Genomic DNA, 16,430 nt, shown 5'->3' with positions numbered 1-16,430 from the left:
TAATGCCAGCCCCTGCTTTACAAGGGCTGGCATTTTACAAGAGTTGTTAGTTTTTAATGCTCTTGAGCATTTCTTTAACAGCTATTTCTATCTGTGTATCCGTTCCACTCAGGTAGTCTTCGTATTTAACAGGCACTTTAATGTCTGGCTCAACCTGTAAGTTTTCGGTTGTGCGGTTTTCCTTGCCTATGGTACCGATCATTGGGATCCCGAAAACCATGGTCGGGTCAATCTGCCGCTCCCACCATACGGCAGTTCCCGTTCCGGCAACCGGCATTCCGATCAGTTTGCCCAGGCCATTCTGCTTGTAGATGTAAGGGAAAATAAAAGCATCGCTATAGTTGGCTTCGTTCATCACCACGCAGGAAGGTTTATACCAGCGGGTGTTTGGCTCACCACCTTTTAACCTGTTGCCCTGAGGCGAAAATTCAAGGTATTTTTTGCCGGAAAGGAAGGTGTTCAGGTCGTCATGCAGCCAGCCACCTCCGTTAAAGCGGGTGTCCACAATAAGGGCCTCTTTTTCCATGTTCTTGCCCAACACTACATCAAATACCTCTCTGAAACTGGCATCGTTCATCCCTTCAACATGTACATAGCCAACTTTTCCTCCACTTAAACGGCTCACCATATCTTCCATTTTTTTGATCCAGCGTTTGTACATCAGGCTGTTTTCCTCGGCAAGGCCGATCGGTCTGATCTTCTCCGTCCAGCGGATTTTACCTGCCGGGTCGAAGAAACTGAGCAGGATATTTTTGCCTTTTTTGTTGTTGAGCATTTTTGCCCAGTCTGCATCGGCACTTAAGGGAACCTGGTCAACGGCTTCAAGTATGCAGCCGGCTTTTACTTTACTGGTATTTACCGCCAATGGGCCACCGGCTATAACTTCGGTAATTTTAAGGCCTGTATTGCCGTAGGTCTCGTCGTAAAGCAGGCCCAGGGCAGCTGTCTCATCTGCATTGGGGAGGCCAGGGGTATAGCGCCCGCCGGTATGTGAGGCATTAAGTTCACCCAGGATCTCGCTCAGCATCTCCTGGAAGTCGAAATTGTTGCTGATGTGCGGCAGGAACCTGCTGTAGGTATTGCGGTACATTTCCCAGTTTACGCCGTGTAGTTCCGGATCGTAAAACTTGGCTTTCACCTGACGCCATGCATGTTCAAAAATAAAGGTTCTTTCGGCTGCTGCATCCAGAGTCATATCTCCATTGATGCCGATAGGGCTTACCCTGCCGCTTTCACTTTCTACTTTTACCAGGCGGCCACGGTTGCTTACAAAGAGGCTCTTGCCATCTTTGCTCATTTCCAAGCCACCCGGCGAACCGGAAAGCTTCGCCAGTATCCTGGTTTCCCTGCTGCGTGTATCGGTAACCCAGAGGTCGTACCCGCTTTCAAAGGCCGAGAGGTAATACAATTTGCTGGCATCAGGGTTAAGGGCATATCCACCCAGTGAACTGCTGTTTATAGTGAGTTTTACACGCCTGTTTTCAAGATTAGTAAAATCGGGCACAAAGCCTTTTTTAACGGTATCTGCCTTTTTAGGTTTGGTTTTATCGACCAGGGTATCTTTTGGGGCAATACGTTCGCGCTGCTGCCTTTCTTTAAACAGATCGTAGTCGGCTTTGGTCATACTGGCCTGATCATAGGCTGCCTGGTCAAAGAATACCCCAAAAATATCCATTTCGCGGTTGCCTTGTATGGCCAGCGATTTACGACCGTATTGGCCGCTGGCCCAGGTCATCATTTTTCCGTTGAGCGCCCACCTGCCCATGCGTTCGCCAAAGCCACTGTTTATCGGATATAGCCTTTCACCAGATCCATCGGCTTTGATGATGGCCAGGTTACTTCTGGACATATAGCCGTTCTGATCGTCGGTAAGGATGTATTTGCCGTCCGGGCTCCACTGAAAGCTCCAGTCACCATCGCTGTAAGAGTGGTTGTGGCCTTTGGGCAGCAGGGTACGGCTCGATTTGCTTTTCAGGTTGTAAACCTTTAAGATGTTGCGGTCTTCTACATAGGCGATCTCTTTGCCATCGGGCGAGATCTCTGGCTGGAACTGCTCTGAAGTACCTTCAATCAGCGGTTCGTCTTTAATTACTGTAGCTGCATAAAAGTAAGGCTCGTCTTTCTGTACAATGGTGCTGCGGTAAATGTCCCAGCTTTTGTTTCTTTCTGTGGCATAAATGATAGACTTGCTGTCGGGCGACCAGATGACCATCCTTTCCTGCTGTGGTGTTTTGGTGATCTGTTTGGTTTGTCCATTGTCAACACTGGTTACGAACACTTCGCCCCGGGTTACAAATGCAATTTCCTTTCCGTTAGGGCTCAGCGAAAATTCGCTGATATCCCCATTTACGGGATAGGTTTTAACCAGGTTGTCGCGGCCGTCGTTAAGGATGCGGATCTGTACTTTTTCCGGCTTTCCATTTTTAAAGGTATAGATCTCGCCGTTTTGTGAAAAACAAAGCGTGTTGTTATGGGAACGGCTAAGGTGACGAACGGGATTGTCTTTAAAGCTGGTAAGTTGTGTATAATTGCCGCTGCCCTTTACCGGCATACTGTAGATGTTCTGGTTGCCGTTTTTTTCGCTCAGGAAATAGATCAGCTGGTCATCAGCACTGAACAGCGGGTTGCGGTCTTCGCCTTCAAAGTTTGAAAGCCGCGTATAGGTGTTTGAAGGGATGTCCATCAGCCAGATATCACGCGTTACGGATGAGGTATGGTGCTTTCTCCAGGCATCTTCAAAGCCTTTTTTGTCTTCAAAAACAAGCTGTTTGCCGCTGCTGCTGAAGCGCGCGTTTTCTATGCCCGCCGCACTAACAAGAATGGGTTTGCCGCCACCCAGTTTTACTGAATAAAGGTTCTGGAAAACACGTGGACTATGGAACCTGGCACTTTGCGCAGTGCTGTTGCGCGAACTGCCGAACAGCACCTGCTTGCTATCTGGTGTAAAATCGTAAGGATAATCGTTTGCACTGTGATAGGTGAGTCTTTCTGCTGCACCGCCACTAACCGGAACGGTATATACATCGAAATTGCCATAGCGGTTGCTGGCGAATGCCAGGGTTTTGCCGTCGTGGCTCCATACCGGCATCATATCGTGCGCTTCATTCAGCGTTAAGGGGATAGCCTGTCCGCCACTGCTGCTTACCAGGTAAATATCGCCTTTATAACCAAAGGCAATCTGTTTTCCATCCGGAGAAATGGCCGGATAACGCAGCCATAACGGGCCATCCTGTGCCTGCAGCATAAAAGCCAAAAATACGAGAGACGCTGCCAATAAAAGTCTTTTCATTTCCTTTAAGTTGTTTTTAATGCAACAAAGATGCGTTATCTATTTTGTACTGGCCAAATTTTGTAAAGGTTTTGCCTGCAACTTTATTGCTACATAACAACCCTGTAAAAGCTAAATTAAAATGGTGGATTTTAATTGTTTAAATAATTGCTTAGCCTTTTAACACACCGATGGCATAGGTCGTCATCAGCAATAATGCTGTGTCCTGGTTTTTTAGCAGGTAGGCTTTAATAGCCTGCAACGATTTGGTCATGTGGCTGTTTACCGTTGCAACAGAAATTCCCATAATACCGGCAGTCTCTTCATAGCTCCTGCCTTCTATTTTACAAAGCTGAAATACCTGCTTTCGCTGAGGGGACAGCTGGTTGATGGCCTTTTGTAAAATACCCGCTGTTTCTTTATTCTCCAGCAATTCCTGCCCATCCAGGTAGTGATCGGCAGAATTGAGAATCAGTGTTTGGATAAGGGATTGATCATTGGCTACTTTTCTGAAATAATTGTACACCAGGTTTTGTGCTACCGTATACATATAGGCCTGGAAAGATTTTTCGGTATCCAGTGTACTGCGCTTGTCCCATAGCTTTATAAAAAGTTCCTGAAGCAACTCGTCGGCAATGTCTGCATTTTTTACCATGCGGAGCACCCTGTAGTAAAGCGGTGGGCTATAGGCTTTATACAGTGCATTAAATGCCTGTTCGTCGCCACGGCTCAGTCTTACTAGTAAATCTTTCTGATATTTGTCCTCCAGGATTCTCAAGCTCCAAATGATATGTATTTACAAATTTAACACATTTTCAGCGTTTTTAGCGATGGGCCAGGTTTTGTAAATGATTTAAAAATATTAATCTGATTAACAGGCTGTTGTGTTTTTGTTTTGTTTTTTTTTCAATTAGGGTCATTGGATTTTGGCCTGGCGGTGTATTAGCTAACAAATTACCGGAAATGAAAGCCTCTGTAAACCATCTTTTTCATAAATATCTGCTCAACGGCTGTAGTGACGAGGAGATTAAGCTGCTGCTTGAACACTTTAAAACTGAAGATGAGGCAGCGGGTTTAAAAGCACTTATTGTTGCAGAACTTAAGCAGCAGGAAATGCCTGTTAATGCAACTGACATAGACCGGAGACTGGAACGGATCTATCAAAAAGTAAATGTCCATATCCGAAATGAAAATCAGGTTGTTAAGCTCCAAAATAACAGAAACCTAAGCTATATTGCCATTGCCGCATCTGTGGTCATGGTGCTAAGTGTTGGCCTGTATTTTTATAAAGGCTCAGCTAAACAGGAGCAACCACAGCTGGTGATGAACAATGATATTGCTCCGGGCAAAAAATCGGCAACATTAACATTGGCCAATGGAAAACAGATTGTGCTCTCAGCTCAAAGCAAGGGGCAGCTGGCCAATGAGGCTGGGGTCAGCATTTCAAAGACCGCCGAAGGAGAACTCCTTTATAAAGTAACCGCGAATGATCCTGTGAAACCCGGGCAGATGAATATTTTATCTACAGGCAGGGGAGAAACTTATACGGTAAGTTTGCCCGATGGAAGTAAGGTCTGGTTAAATGCCGCATCCTCAATCCGGTTTCCGGCCTCCTTTGCTGCTTTAAAACATAGAACGGTAATGCTCGCCGGAGAAGCTTATTTTGAAATCGCAAAAGATAAACTGCACCCTTTTGTTGTGCAGACCGACAGGCAGAAGACGGAAGTGCTGGGAACCCATTTTAACATCAATAGCTATAAAGAAGAAACCGTTACAAAAACTACTTTACTTGAAGGAAGTCTGCGTGTTACATCGTTGGCCGCTGGTAATGCCGATGAAAAAATCTTAAAACCAGGAGAGGCCTCCATATTGACGCAGGCGAGGGGCATTAAAGTGGGACCGGCAGATACCAGGGAAACTATGGCCTGGAAGAACGGATTTTTCCGCTTTACTGCACAGCCTATTGATAAGGTGATGCAGCAGATCAGCCGTTGGTATGATATTGAGGTAAGTTATGCAGGGGAAATGCCTGAAGAGCAATTTAGCGGGGCTATAGCCCGAAACAAAAACATAAGTGAAGTGTTGGGTATGTTGAGTTATGCCAGGGCCGTAAAATTTAAAGTAGAGGGAAGGAGGGTGACGGTAATGAAATAAAATGCTACGCAACAGGCCACAAAAAAACCAGCCCGACAGCAATCGGACCGGTTCAAGTACGGGTGGCAATAATTAATACGAATATCAACTCATTGCTGGATGCCGAGAATCTGGAAAATGCAAGGCAGACAGCTTAACAACCGAACCTAAACAAATGTACAAAATTTGCACCCAAATGCTGTGCGCATTGCAGGCACAGTATAAAATATGGAGAGTTATGAAGTTAACCACTCTGCTCTTATTTGCAGCGATTATGCAGGTCAGCGCCGGAACGTACGCGCAAAGGGTATCCCTGTCACTTAAGGAGGCCAAACTCCTGACCATTTTTGATCAGATCAGTGACCAGACAGGCTATAGTTTTGTGGTTACCAATTCTATTTTGAAAGATGCTTCAACAGTGACCATAAATGTAAAAAATGCGGCACTTAAAGAGGTACTGGAACAGGTTTTCAGAAACCAGCCTTTTGAATTTACCATCAATAACAATTCGGTATTGGTGAAAAGAAAAGAAACATCTGTTATTGAAAAGCTCATCGGACAGTTTACAGCGATTGATGTCAGAGGGAAAATAGTTGACGAAAAAGGTCTTCCTCTTCCTGGAGCAACTGTAAAAGTTAAAGGGGGCAGCAAACAGGTGCTTACCAATACCGAAGGTAATTTTACCCTGAACAGTATAGAAGAAAATTCTGTGCTTGTCATTTCCTTTTTGGGCTATAAAAATAAGGAAGTAAATGCAGCAAAGGATGTTGGCACCATAAGCCTGGAAGTCTCGGCCGGAGAATTGAATGAGGTAACCATATCAACGGGTTACCAGACCTTGCCAAAGGAGCGGGTTACCGGTTCTTTTTCCAGTGTTTCTGCAAAGGACCTGGAGCAGCAAAGGCTAAGCAATATGGGGTCCCTGCTGGAGGGCAGGATACCTGGTTACAACAACGGCCTCATCAGGGGCACAACTTCCATGACACAGAAATTGTATCCTTTGTATGTCGTTGACGGCTTCCCGATTGACAATGTAAATCTGAATTCAACTGAAACAGCTACAAATGGGATCCCCGGCTTGAACCTGGAGGATATTGAGAGCATCACCGTATTGAAAGACGCTGCCGCGGCCTCTATATACGGTGCCCGCGCAGCCAATGGCGTAGTTGTTATTGTGACCAGAAAGGGCAAAAAGGGCAAGCCCCAGATTTCTGCTTCGAGTACCTGGACGGTGTCGCCTTACCGCATGTACAATGACAATTTTACCAACGCTGCAGATGTGGTAGACCTGGAAAGGGAATGGGCAGCAAACAACCCTAACCTGAAAACGGCAAATGCAGCTACTTATGCGGCAAACCTGCTGCAGAATATTGCATACCCAAGTCAGGGTATCAATTCCATTCTTCGTTATTATGCCGGCCAGATCACGCAATCTGCCATGGAAACAAAACTGAACGAACTGGCATCGGCAGGTTATCAGTATTACGATGATGTAGAAAAATACAGCAAACGCAATCCCTTTTATCAGCAATATAACCTGAATGTGGGTACTGCAACCGAAACGAATGCCTTATATGCATCTGTAACTTACCGTAACAATAAAGCGGAAGATAAATATGCAGGTGACGAAACCATAGGTTTTAACCTCAACAATTCTACCCAGATCAGTAAATGGTTGAATATGCAGATAGGAACTTATTTATCCTATAACGAAGAAGCAAGGCAAAGTTACAATACGCTTTCTCCGGGCTATTCGTACATGCCTTACGACAGGCTGGTTAACCCTGATGGTAGTTATCTTACATCGCTGGCGGCATCACGTTTGAGCGCCAATACTATGAATGTTATCCAGAACAATGGCTTATACAACATGGACATTACCCCGCTCAACGAACAATCCATGAACCTTGGTAAGCAAAAAAATATGAGTGGCCGGTCGTTCATTAAACTGAATGCAAAAATTGACGATTGGATCAGCTACAATGCGAGTTTTCAATATGAATATGCTACTGGCCGTTTAAATCGCCTGTACGATAAAAACACGTATTATGTGCGCAGCTATGTGAACAGCTTTGCAACCGGAAACCCCGGAACTACCGCAACCTTTAATGTGCCTTATGGTAACATCAATTACAGTCAGAACAGGTTTAACAATTCCTATAACTTCCGGCAGCAGCTGAATATTGACAAAACCTTTGCTGAAAAACATAACCTTACTGCAATTGCAGGAACGGAGCTCAGAAATTCAAAATTGAGTACTGATCTTAAATACCTTTATGGTTATGACCCCCAGACATTGAACAACGTTTTGCTGAATGAAAAATTGCTGGGCAGTTTTGGCGGAGGTTTGCTGGGTGGAAATACCTTTAACAGCAGCTCCAGGGCCGAAGACATCAATCGCTTCATTTCCCTGTATGCGAATCTGGGTTATGCCTACGATGGTAAATACTTGCTTACCGGTAGTGTGCGCTGGGACAGGTCTAACCTTTGGGGTACAAGTTCGAAGTATCAGAATACGCCAATATGGTCATTTGGTGCGGGCTGGAATATCTATAAAGAGTCCTTTTTTGATGTGGCCTGGGTTGATGTGCTGAAGCTTAGGCTGTCTCATGGTATCGCTGGTAACGTAGATCCTTCAAATGCACCTTTTATGACGGTAAATTATTATGCCAACAACAATGTAGGCGGTGTATACGGTTCTATAGGCTCCAGGCCAAACCCATTGTTGTCCTGGGAAAAAACAACTACAACCAATGCCGGTCTAGATTTTACCTTGTTTAATAACCGCTTAACAGGAACATTGGATTACTATTACAAACAGGGCCGGGACCTGTTGGCTAATACCATGGGCGTGCCAACAGAAGGTTTTGGTTATTCAACTTATGCCATCAATAACGGACAAATGTCCAATAAGGGCATTGAAGTATCATTATCTGGTGATATTGTCCGCTCAAATGACTTAACCTGGAACCTGGGTGTTCAGTATGCCAACAATAAAAATAAGGTTACCTATGTTAATGTGGAGGCCCCGGTTTACTTTCTGCAACTGGATTATCCGCAAGCCTACCCCCGGATTGGAAATCCATACAACGCCATATACAGCTATCGCTGGGCCGGACTGACTTCTACTGGTTTGCCGCAGGTGTACAACGATAAAGGTGAAAAAGTACTGGCCTCTCCGGCCAACCTGCAATCGGTACATTACGCAGGTACAACTGTGCCGGTTTACAGTGGTTCCTTAAATAACATGCTGGAATACAAGAATTTTACCTTTTCTTTCCTCCTTACATTTGAAGGCGGGCATAAAATGAGAAATACTTTCCTGCCGGTGCTGGGCTCGGCATATAACGGTACCCTGGGAGGATATGTAACCCAGATCAGTGCGGTAAATAAAGACATTGTGAACAGGTGGAAAAATCCGGGCGATGAAGCCAGGACCAATATCCCGAGATTGGTGTTTGGCGAAGATCCTGCGTATAACAGCCAGAGCATGGACATTTATCAGAAAGCAGATATCAATGTTATTGATGCTTCCAATCTGCGCCTGAGAAACATCTCACTGGCCTATAAACTTCCCCAGGCTATCGCCAGAAAAGCGGCCATGAGCAATGTAAGGTTCCAGTTTAATGTAGAGAATGCATTCACCATTGCCAAAAGTAAAGAAGCCAAGTATTTACTGAACGGATATCGCTCGCCAAATTATGTATGGGGTGTTTATGTTAATTTTTAAGTGATTGAGATATGAAGACAATATTTTTAAATAACCTGAAAATGTCGGTTTTGCTGTTATTGCTCATCAGTTTCAGCGGCTGTAAAAAATTTATAGATGTTATTCCTCCCGGAAAAAAAATCCCTAAAACTTTCGCAGATTATGAGGCTTTAATACGCGATGAATATGGTAACCACCGGGCAGTGATTACCCAGGCGCTATTGTTGCAGAACGATAAGTTCGAATCCAGTTCAAACCTGAACTATTACCCGCTTTATACTGCCAATTATTTCTGGAATGAAAGCGCTGACAGGATAGCCATGAACAATGCAGATGAAACCACTTACTATGCTGGTTACGGTGCAATTTCAACCAGTAACCTGCTTGTTGAGCATGCTGGTGAAGCTACTGAGGCCACACAGGCACAAAGAAATGAGCTGATTGCACAGGCAAAAGTTTTAAGGGCACTGAATTATTATATTCTGGTCAACTACTATGCCGATACCTACGAAGAAGCAAATGCAGCGACTAAACTAGCTGTTCCGCTCATATTGAGTGCCGATATTGGTGCGGCATATACCCAGGTAAGCATTAAGGATATTTATGCCTTTATGCTGAAAGACGTAGACGAAGCCATCCCGGCTTTGCAGGCCACCAGTGCTACCGTATTGCACCCTAACCTGGGTGCAGCTTATGCTTTGAGGGCAAGAATTAACCTTACTATGGGCAGGTACCAGGAGGCATTGACGGCTGCTAACGAAGCTTTAAAATACAACGACAAACTGTTTGATTGGGTTCAATACTACAATACCTATAAAACACAGATTGAAGCGCCTAATGTATATACGAATGCGCCATCTCCAATGGGACATAATTATGTAGAGAACTATTATTTCCGTCATGGAGCTACCAATCAGCCCGGTAGGGAAGCTGCAATCCGCCTGGACCGGGCAACACGGTTTGAAAATGGTGATGCCCGTTTTAAATCGAGATGGAAATTAAGAACGGTTGGCGCAGATACCTATCATACCAGCATCACAACAGGTTTTTACAATATTGGCGGTCTGACCACTACTGAAGTGTACCTGATCAAGGCAGAGTGCCAGGCGCGTTTAAGTGATGTAGGAGGGGCAATGACGACACTTAATGCTGTACGTGTTAAGCGTATTTTTCCGTCAAATTATGTGGCACTTACCGCTGCAAATACTGCCGATGCTGTAAAACTGATACAACGTACGAAGGCTAATGAGCTGATATTTGGTATCAATGTATTTGCCGATGCCCGCAGGTTAAACAAAGACCCGCAATATGCAGTTACACTTACCAAAACAGAGAATGGCAGCAACTATAGTCTTTCACCAAATTCACATCTGTGGACCATGCCGTTCCCATATGGTGCAATTAAAAATCCGGGTAACGGAACATTGAAACAAAACGTAGACAAATAATTTAACTGTTCGATATGAAATCAATTAAAATAGGGGCAACATCAGTATTGCTGTTGCTGGCAATATTTGCAAATGCTTCCATCCTGCAAAAAGGATATAACATTAACGGGACATTTAAAGGTTTGGCTGATGGAACTGTGTTGGAACTTATCCCCTCCGGTACCCATGACGAAGAAAAGGCCGTAGCCAGCACGGTGATCAAAGACACCAGGTTCAGTTTTAACGGTACTGTAGATGGGCCAAGGTTGTTCAGGATTGCCGTAAAAGGGACCTATGGCGGCTGCCAGGTTATGGTATACCATACGAAAATTTCCATCACCGCTAATGCGGCGATTGCGGAGCGAAACAACAATAAATTTCTGGATTTGAAAGCGTTGAAAATTACCGGAAGCCCCGTGCATGAAACGTATTTGGAAAAAGTAGCCTACAGGGAAATGCTGAACGCGGATCATGAAGCCTATAACAAAAGAGGTGAAGCCATTACCAGCCAGTTATGGGCTGCTAAAAAAGAAAAGAACCAGGCCAAAGTCGATTCCCTGATCAATACTCCTGCGTACAAGCAGTTAATGGCAGAAGAAAAAGCTTTTTTTGATAAGGTAGGAAAGGTGTCAACTGAAACCATTCAGGCACATAAAGACTCCTGGTGGGGAGCTTTCCTGATGCTGAATGCTTACAGTTATTTTACACCTGAGCAGAAACCGCTGTTTGAATCTTTATCTGATGCCGCAAAAGACAGTTATTATGGCCGCAAGATAAAAGACGAACTGTTCCCGAAAGGATTTTTAAACCAGAAAGCACCGGTTTTCGAGGCGGCCAGCAGTGCAAAAAAAGATGCAGACCTTAGCCAGCTGGTAAAAGGCCATAAATATACGCTGGTAGATTTCTGGGCTTCCTGGTGCGGGCCTTGCCGAAAATCTATTCCAGGGCTGAGGGCTTTGTACGAAGAAATGAACAGCAAAGGACTACAGATTGTAAGTATTTCCATTGATAAAAAGGAATCCGATTGGCTGAAGGCCGAACAGGAGGAAAACCTGAAATGGCCAAGTTTCCTGGACAAAGGGACAACTTCTGCAGCCTGGAAAGTCAGGGCTATTCCGGCCATGTTCCTGCTCAATGAGAAAGGTGTTGTAGTTGCAGAAAATCTGAACCTTGAGCAACTTAAAGCTAAGTTAAAAGAAAGCATATAAAAGTTTTTTGCTTAGTTGACCATATTCAAGGCCTGAAGCATATGACGTTCCGTATGGTAGACCATAAAACGGAGTGTATCGCCCATATTCAGTTTAATGAACCGGCTCAATGCAGTTTCGACCTTTGGCTTATTCAGGTCAATGTTGAGGCATTGTTTTAACAACACTTTTAACAATTCCTGCTGCTTCAAAAAACGTTCGATTGTAAGGGTAACCAATAGTCCGCTTTCGGCTGTCATATGCTTCATGGCCTTGTATTTTTTTACCTTATTACCTTTTACCTGTATCATATTGGCAAAATAGTTGCCCAGCATCCCACCTTTAAAGCTGAGTTTGCCCTTACCTGGTTTTTGCTTCAGGATCTGTGCTTCAATTTTGGGCAGATAAAAATCGCCATAAAGGTTTAAATGTTCCAGGCATTGAAGTGCATTCCATTCCTGAGCATGGTTTTTGAAATTCAGCTGTTCGCTGCTTAATGTTTTAAGGTAGAGGGCCTCTGATATTGATTTTTCTGTTTTGCTTAAGAGCGCTGCGATGAGCACCTGGTTTTCTGCTTTCATAATTGATCTTTGATTCGATGCAAATTTGAAAAGAACGGATTTCCTGGTCCTTGATTGAAATCAAGAATTTCGGATCCGGCTTAAAGTCTCGGGCGCCATTCTTAAATAGGAGGCGATGTACTTCAATGGGATGTGCTGGAAAAGATCCGGACTGCGCCGCAGAACCCTGTTCAACCGCTCTGTAGGCGATAGCGTAAGCAGGTCAATCTCCCGTTCCATTTGCTGGACGATGACGGTCTCCATTAAACCGAGGTAGCCTCTCAGGTGGGCTTCATCCTGGTGGACCAGCTTTAAGACTTCCTCCCTCGAAATTACTTTGAGGGTAGTTTTACGGATGGCCTCTATATAAAAATCGGAAGGTTTGCCGCTAATGTAAGACGCTAATGAATTGATAACTGAGCCCGTGTAACCAAACCTGATGGTTTGTTCTTCATGCTCTGATAACAGAAAAACCCTGATGGCACCAGAGGCCACATAATAAAGGTTTTTTTCAATGTCTCCCTGTTGCAAAATAAAATCTCCGCGGGCAAATGATTTGCTGGTTCCGGAAATTTTTATCGTTTCTGCCAGCTGGCCGATAAAAGGAAGTTCATTACGCATAACTGGTTTAAAATAAAGCAGGCTGCAAAATACGATTTACAGCCTGCTTTATTACATTTTTATTTGGCGAAGTAGTTTCTCAGTTCGCCGGTATACTCTGCATAGTTCCAGCGGATCTGGTCTGCTTTCCCGTCACCGGTAATGTCTGCAAAATAGAAATTGGTATCTGCACTTTGCGAGGTACCCCTTAAGGAATAGATGGGGCCGCCAAAAGCATTTCCTGTAGTTGCAAAATAAGCTTTTATTTTGCCGAGGTAAAGGTCTGGCCGCCAGTAAACCTTATCGGCCCTGCCGTCACCATTGATGTCTGCAAAATAGAATACGGTTGATGCCGAAACGCTGCTGGCCCCAGAGTTGCTGAATGTTGAGGAAGCGGTAAAGGTGCCGTCGCCATCGGATAAATAAACCATGGTTTTTCCCGAATTCAGTGTAGGGTGCCACAGTATTTTGTCCATCTTTCCATCACCGTTTACATCGGCATAATAGAAAATAGTTCCCCCGGTAGTACTGGCACCTTCTGCACCATTTACTACCGAGCTGCTGAAGCTGCCGCCGGAGGTAGCCAGGTAAACCCGGGTTTTCCCGGAATCGAACGTTGCGTTCCAGTATATTTTGTCGGCCTTTCCATCCCCGTTTACATCTGCAAAATTATAAACCGTTGTGGTGCCTGCGCTTGTTCCTTCAGGGTTATCTACAACAGTTGCGCTGAAGCTGCCGCCGGTTGTAGCCAGGTATACACGTGTATGTCCGGAGTTTAGGGTCGGATTCCATAAAATCTGGTCGGCTTTACCATCGCCGTTTACATCGGCATAATGGTAACGCGTTGTGCTGAGCGTGGAAGCGCCGGCAGTATGTACCACAGCCGGAGAGGCAAAGGTGCCGTTGCCGTTAGACAGAAATACCTGTGGCCTGCCGCTATCGTAGGTAGGGTTCCAGTATATTTTATCCTGCCTGCCATCGCCATTTACATCGGCAAAGTAAAAGTTTGTACTGGCGCTGGCGCTTTTACCATTGGCATCGGTATGCGGACCGCCAAATATGCCCGGTACATAGGTGGCGATGATTGGCCAGTGGTCTGAAGGCCAGTAACCGCCATAGCTGGTGGTAATTACACTGGAAGAGGTGAAGGCCATGCTCCTGTCGCTCATGATCCAGTCTAGCTTTGAGTTGCCGGTAGCATCCCAGCCATGGAAAGTATAGTCGCCGGTACTGTCGCCCAGCGCATCTACTACGTCCAGGCCGCTTTTAAGATTTCCGATTTCGGTAGTACCCGGTTGCGCATTAAAATCACCAAACACAATTACCGGCAGGTTATCGGTATTGTATTGGTTTACCATATCAACCAATGCATTGGCGTTGGCAATACGTGTAGGCTGTGAATCGAACTGCCAGTGGCTGTTGCTGATGAAATATTTGTTGGAGGTGGTATTGTCCAGCAGCACTACCCATGTGGCTGTATTGATAATGGGGGAGGCACCAAGCCTTACCGTACCGCTTCGCTCCAGTGTAAACCTGGAGGTTTTATAGAAAATGGCTTTAGGGGTAGTGGTGATGGCGGTGCTGTAATATTCGCCATAGCCCAATGCCGACATTTGCGCCCTGAACCAGGTCTCAAAGAAATCGTCAGAAAATTCCTGTACACCGAAAACATCCGGGTTATTGTCAACAATGATCTGGCGGATGTTGCCTTTGCGCTGGTCAAGCGATTGAGGGTCGCCGGCATCGTCGTGCCTTACGTTAAAGGAAAGAACTTTGAAAGGACCTTCACCGGCCAGCAATGCGGCATTCGATAGTGCTTGCGGAGGTCTGCCTTTGGCATCCTCTTCCGGTTTGTTCATTTCGGCCTGCTTGCATCCTGCAAAGCAAAGCGCAGCAGTTAAAGTCAGGATTGACTTTTTCAGGCCATACCGGCCCAGCATTGTTTTCTTCATTTTGATGTAGTTTAAGTGATATTTAGTTTTTGGTTACGAATGCGTTTAAAAATAACCCCAACTCACGCTTGATGTATTTTGCTGCTGCTGCCTGATCTAAATACTGGTTACATCAATGTCTTTAAGAATAAAAAATATAATTTAATGTTTGTAAAGTACTAATATAATATTTTTTAATAAATTGAAATGTTATGTAATTAAAAAATAAATGTTATGAAATTTATAAAGGCAGTTTGCTGCACCGTTTGTGCAAAAAACAAATAAACCTTATCTTGCCGTTCACATACAAACCTGCCATTTGGACCATCTGGCTTAAAATGAACCTAAAAATGTTATTTAAAGAAAATCTAATGCGTAAAAACTTCCTTGCCCTGGGCATAGGCTGTTTATTGATGACTGGTACAGCTCCGGCCTTGCAGGCATCTGAAAATTCTACACCGGTTAGCATCCGTACCACTGCAGAGGCTAAAGACTTAATCGGGCGCTGGGACCTTACCGTTGATGTAAATGGTAAAACTGCGCCTTCCTGGCTGGAGGTGAAACTTTCGGGCTTTAAAACCCTGGTTGGTTATTTTGTAGCGATGTCGGGCAGCGCAAGACCAGTAGCCGAAGTGAAGTTTGACAATGGTAAATTCAGATTTGAGATTCCGCCGCAATGGGAAAGCGGAAGCCAGAACATGATCATAGAAGGGGAGCTGACAGCCACCGGTATGCTAGGTACCATGACCGATTGCGATGGAAAAAAATATAGCTGGAAAGGTGTTAAAGCTCCTTATTTAAAAAGAACAGCAGCCCCGGTATGGGGTAAGCCCGTTAACCTGTTTAACGGCAAAGACCTTAAAGGCTGGAAAGCCAGTGGCGAAAACCAGTGGATAGTGAAAAATGGCATATTAACGAGTCCGAAAGCAGGTTCAAACCTGATCACCGAACAAAAGTTCAATGATTTTAAACTGCATGTTGAATTTAAATATGCCAAAGGTGGCAATAGCGGCGTCTATTTGAGAGGACGTTATGAAACGCAGATAGAAGACAGTAAAAAAGATGCACATCCAAACAGTGTATTGTTTGGCGGTATTTATGGCTTTTTAACGGCCAATGAAATGGTAACCCTGGGGCCTGATCAATGGCAAAGTTATGACATCACCCTGGTTGGCCGTATGGTAACCGTGGTGGCAAATGGCAAAACGATCATCAGCAACCAGGAAATCCCGGGCATTACGGGAGGAGCGCTGGACAGCAATGAAGGCGAACCAGGACCAATTTATCTGCAGGGAGACCACCAGCCCATTGAGTTTAGAAAAATTGTGATCACTCCGGCCAAGTAAAGCTATTTTGCAATAGGTATAAAACTCCCTGTTAACACCGTTGGCAGGGAGTTTTTATTTTGCGCCAGCTGCTGTTTTCAGGTGTGATGCCAGATGTAGCTGTGTTTGTGCTGCGTTAGGGCTGTGTTCGGGCTGCGTTCTGGAGTGACAGCGCCTGGAACAGGTATTGCCTACCCTTTGTTAAGGCCTGTGGTTATATCAAGGCCTTACCAACCCCTTGTCAATGCGCTTTCAACGCAGCCTCAAAGTAAAACGCAGCCCGAACGCAG

10 protein-coding genes are annotated in these 16,430 nt (G+C 44.9%); 5 read left to right on the top strand and 5 right to left on the bottom strand.

The window, feature by feature from the left end; all coding sequences use genetic code 11:
- Positions 1–46: 46 nt before the first annotated feature.
- Both ABIE26_RS10045 and ABIE26_RS10040 read right to left on the bottom strand, forming a co-directional pair.
- Positions 47–3,289, bottom strand: a complete 3,243-nt coding sequence (locus ABIE26_RS10045; RefSeq protein WP_310137178.1) for a S41 family peptidase — start codon at positions 3,287–3,289, stop codon at positions 47–49.
- 151 nt (positions 3,290–3,440) lie between these two features.
- On the bottom strand, positions 3,441–4,046 hold the full coding sequence (locus ABIE26_RS10040; protein WP_310137181.1) for an RNA polymerase sigma factor: 606 nt from the start codon (positions 4,044–4,046) through the stop codon (positions 3,441–3,443).
- Between the two features lie 185 nt (positions 4,047–4,231).
- Here ABIE26_RS10040 and ABIE26_RS10035 point away from each other — a divergent pair, with 185 nt between their 5' ends.
- The 4 genes from ABIE26_RS10035 to ABIE26_RS10020 all read left to right on the top strand — a co-directional run bounded on the left by ABIE26_RS10035 (position 4,232) and on the right by ABIE26_RS10020 (position 11,745).
- Positions 4,232–5,422, top strand: a complete 1,191-nt coding sequence (locus tag ABIE26_RS10035; protein WP_310137184.1) for a FecR family protein — start codon at positions 4,232–4,234, stop codon at positions 5,420–5,422.
- A gap of 217 nt (positions 5,423–5,639) precedes the next feature.
- Positions 5,640–9,131, top strand: a complete 3,492-nt coding sequence (locus ABIE26_RS10030; RefSeq protein ID WP_310137186.1) for a SusC/RagA family TonB-linked outer membrane protein — start codon at positions 5,640–5,642, stop codon at positions 9,129–9,131.
- Positions 9,132–9,142: 11 nt separating this feature from the next.
- Positions 9,143–10,558 carry a RagB/SusD family nutrient uptake outer membrane protein gene (locus ABIE26_RS10025; RefSeq protein WP_310137187.1) on the top strand — a complete coding sequence of 472 codons (1,416 nt, stop codon included), beginning with the start codon at positions 9,143–9,145 and terminating at the stop codon, positions 10,556–10,558.
- 14 nt (positions 10,559–10,572) lie between these two features.
- Positions 10,573–11,745, top strand: coding sequence for a TlpA disulfide reductase family protein (locus ABIE26_RS10020; protein WP_310137189.1), 1,173 nt, complete (start codon positions 10,573–10,575; stop codon positions 11,743–11,745).
- Between the two features lie 11 nt (positions 11,746–11,756).
- Here ABIE26_RS10020 and ABIE26_RS10015 read toward each other — a convergent pair whose 3' ends face one another.
- Genes ABIE26_RS10015 through ABIE26_RS10005 form a run of 3 tightly spaced genes read right to left on the bottom strand, consistent with a single transcriptional unit; the run spans position 11,757 to position 14,836 of the window.
- On the bottom strand, positions 11,757–12,305 hold the full coding sequence (locus tag ABIE26_RS10015) for a DinB family protein (RefSeq protein ID WP_310137191.1): 549 nt from the start codon (positions 12,303–12,305) through the stop codon (positions 11,757–11,759).
- A gap of 60 nt (positions 12,306–12,365) precedes the next feature.
- Positions 12,366–12,905, bottom strand: coding sequence for a Crp/Fnr family transcriptional regulator (locus ABIE26_RS10010; RefSeq protein ID WP_310137193.1), 540 nt, complete (start codon positions 12,903–12,905; stop codon positions 12,366–12,368).
- A gap of 59 nt (positions 12,906–12,964) precedes the next feature.
- Entirely contained in the window at positions 12,965–14,836 is a 1,872-nt protein-coding gene (locus tag ABIE26_RS10005) for an FG-GAP-like repeat-containing protein (protein ID WP_310137195.1), read from the bottom strand.
- A 350-nt stretch (positions 14,837–15,186) separates the two neighbouring features.
- Here ABIE26_RS10005 and ABIE26_RS10000 point away from each other — a divergent pair, with 350 nt between their 5' ends.
- Positions 15,187–16,161, top strand: a complete 975-nt coding sequence (locus ABIE26_RS10000) for a 3-keto-disaccharide hydrolase (protein WP_310137198.1) — start codon at positions 15,187–15,189, stop codon at positions 16,159–16,161.
- Positions 16,162–16,430: the final 269 nt, after the last annotated feature.

Source organism: Pedobacter africanus (genome assembly GCF_040548825.1).
Taxonomy (GTDB): domain Bacteria; phylum Bacteroidota; class Bacteroidia; order Sphingobacteriales; family Sphingobacteriaceae; genus Pedobacter; species Pedobacter africanus_A.
Note: the sequence above shows the minus strand (reverse complement) of the source record. Positions and strands in the feature narration are given on the sequence as shown.

Coding starts and splice junctions, on each gene's coding strand:
- ABIE26_RS10045 (WP_310137178.1), bottom strand. CDS start 3,289: ATGAAAAGACTTTTATTGGCAGCGTCTCTCGTATTTTTGGCTTTTATG.
- ABIE26_RS10035 (WP_310137184.1), top strand. CDS start 4,232: ATGAAAGCCTCTGTAAACCATCTTTTTCATAAATATCTGCTCAACGGC.
- ABIE26_RS10030 (WP_310137186.1), top strand. CDS start 5,640: ATGAAGTTAACCACTCTGCTCTTATTTGCAGCGATTATGCAGGTCAGC.
- ABIE26_RS10025 (WP_310137187.1), top strand. CDS start 9,143: ATGAAGACAATATTTTTAAATAACCTGAAAATGTCGGTTTTGCTGTTA.
- ABIE26_RS10020 (WP_310137189.1), top strand. CDS start 10,573: ATGAAATCAATTAAAATAGGGGCAACATCAGTATTGCTGTTGCTGGCA.
- ABIE26_RS10015 (WP_310137191.1), bottom strand. CDS start 12,305: ATGAAAGCAGAAAACCAGGTGCTCATCGCAGCGCTCTTAAGCAAAACA.
- ABIE26_RS10010 (WP_310137193.1), bottom strand. CDS start 12,905: ATGCGTAATGAACTTCCTTTTATCGGCCAGCTGGCAGAAACGATAAAA.
- ABIE26_RS10005 (WP_310137195.1), bottom strand. CDS start 14,836: ATGAAGAAAACAATGCTGGGCCGGTATGGCCTGAAAAAGTCAATCCTG.
- ABIE26_RS10000 (WP_310137198.1), top strand. CDS start 15,187: ATGCGTAAAAACTTCCTTGCCCTGGGCATAGGCTGTTTATTGATGACT.